Source organism: Peribacillus psychrosaccharolyticus ATCC 23296 (assembly GCF_000305495.1).
Classification (GTDB): Bacteria; Bacillota; Bacilli; order Bacillales; family DSM-1321; genus Peribacillus; species Peribacillus psychrosaccharolyticus.
The window spans coordinates 1-1,836 of the sequence record NZ_AJTN02000093.1 but is presented as its reverse complement, the minus strand read 5'-3'; the positions used below and the strand labels follow the sequence as shown (position 1 = coordinate 1,836).

Annotated in this window: 3 protein-coding genes; 1 reads left to right on the top strand and 2 read right to left on the bottom strand. The window is 37.0% G+C overall.

Features of this window, described 5'->3' with window-relative positions:
- On the top strand, positions 1 to 937 hold a 937-nt coding region (locus WYK_RS06145), incomplete at its 5' end, for an LCP family protein (RefSeq protein ID WP_040373682.1).
- Between the two features lie 86 nt (positions 938 to 1,023).
- Here WYK_RS06145 and WYK_RS06140 read toward each other — a convergent pair.
- Together WYK_RS06140 and WYK_RS06135 are read right to left on the bottom strand one after the other, a co-directional pair.
- Positions 1,024 to 1,383 (bottom strand): hypothetical protein, encoded by a 360-nt coding sequence (locus tag WYK_RS06140; protein WP_051387344.1) that lies wholly within the window; start codon positions 1,381 to 1,383, stop codon positions 1,024 to 1,026.
- A 67-nt stretch (positions 1,384 to 1,450) separates the two neighbouring features.
- Positions 1,451 to 1,836: MFS transporter (locus tag WYK_RS06135; protein WP_040373681.1), on the bottom strand; the 386-nt coding region annotated here is incomplete at its 5' end.

Sequence of the window (1,836 nt, the reverse complement as noted above, 5' to 3'; positions counted from 1 at the left end):
GAGAATTAAACTGTTCGTTTCAATTGTCCTGCTAATTCCACTTATTATTTTAGGGTATACCTATTATCAGTTTTACGACGGTAAGAAAGACGCAGAAAAAGCCATTGCTTCTACACCCAATCAAACAATCTATGAATTTAATGGTCAAAAAAGTCTTGAAGATAAAATAAATGTTCTGCTAATTGGCATTGATAAACGAGAAAATGATACGTCTGCAAACTCTGACTCTATTATTATCGCTCAATTCGATCCGATGAAGAAATCGGTTAAACTACTTTCACTAATGCGAGATATGTATGTCCCGATTCCCGGATACAATGAAAACTATAAAATAAATGCGGCGAATGCCCTAGGCGGACCCGAATTACTACGTAAGACGATCAAAGAAAATTTAGGCATCGATGTAGAATATTTTGCAATGGTAGACTTTAAGGGCTTTGAAACCATCGTTGATGTATTGAATCCTGATGGAATTGAAGTGGATGTAGAAAAAGCAATGAGTAAGTATATTGGAGTAAGTTTAAATGCTGGTGTTCAGAAATTAAATGGTAAAGAACTGCTCGGGTATGCACGATTCAGACAAGATAGTGAATCTGATTTTGGCAGAACAAGACGCCAGCAGCAAGTGATTAAGGTATTAATGGATGAAGTAATTAGTACAAATGGGATTACAAAAGCACCAAGATTACTTGGTTCCATCCAACCTTATATTGAAACAAATATCAACACCGGTGATTCCCTTGGCTTAATAAAGGAAGTCCTCACTAATCATCCAGAAAAGATCGAAAGCTTAACTATTCCAGTAAAAGATACGTACCAAGATGTTCGTGTTGCAAATGGAAAAAATGGGATGCTTGTTTTACAAGTAGATCTAGAAGCAAACAAAACGGCCATTAACGATTTCCTTAATAATGAAACGCCTGCTATTAATCAATAGAAAAAAGCGAAGCCTATCCACTTGGGCTTCGCTTTTTTGATTTGTAGTGGATTAACGGACTTATCCAGCGTTTAATTTTTAATCATCTATGCCAAGGTATACTCGTTTAGCTGTTCAGCTGGAATACCTGTTTCTATATAGCTTCTGACTCTTTTCCATTCTTCATCTTGATACGTAAATGTTTCAAAAAATACATTCGCATTTTGAAGCCTTTTTCCATCAATCATAATAGAGGCAGTAAGAATGCCCAAATAATCACCTTTCCCGAGAGGAATTACTCCAATTTCGTGCATGGCCCATTGTCCATGATTACGTTGAACAAAGGAAAAGCCTTCTCGCCACCCCTTTAGTGCTTCTTCGTAACCAAAATCATCGCATAGCTTCTGGTTATTTCTCTTGCCTGATAATCTTTCGAAATAAGTGCCTTCATTCCGTCGTAATTGCATGTTACCCAGACTTCCTGGTAGTAATTAAAGAATTCCCGAAACGTTTGCGTCATCATTTACCCCCATTTTAATTTCCTTGCTGAATTTCGAGTAAATTATTTAGACTTTTGACTTTTTTTCGTAAGGCAATCTCACTTAAGATTATACCGCTGAGACAGGAAAAAAGTAATAAACCTGCGATACCAATGGCTCCTGTTGCTTGTCCAAGGAACAGACTTGCAGCGCCAATCAATTTCCCGGCTTGGAAAACAAGTCCATTAATAGCCATATAGGATGCCCTGTGTTTTTCATCAACGATATCAGCAAGAATCGACTGCCTGCATGGAACGTAAATAAGTTCACCAATTGATAGAATGAAAACACCAAAGATTAGAAAGCTAAAATGATTAGATAGGGTGAAAATGGAATATCCGACTGTGAAGAGAATAAAACCAACATACATCATTTTCTGCA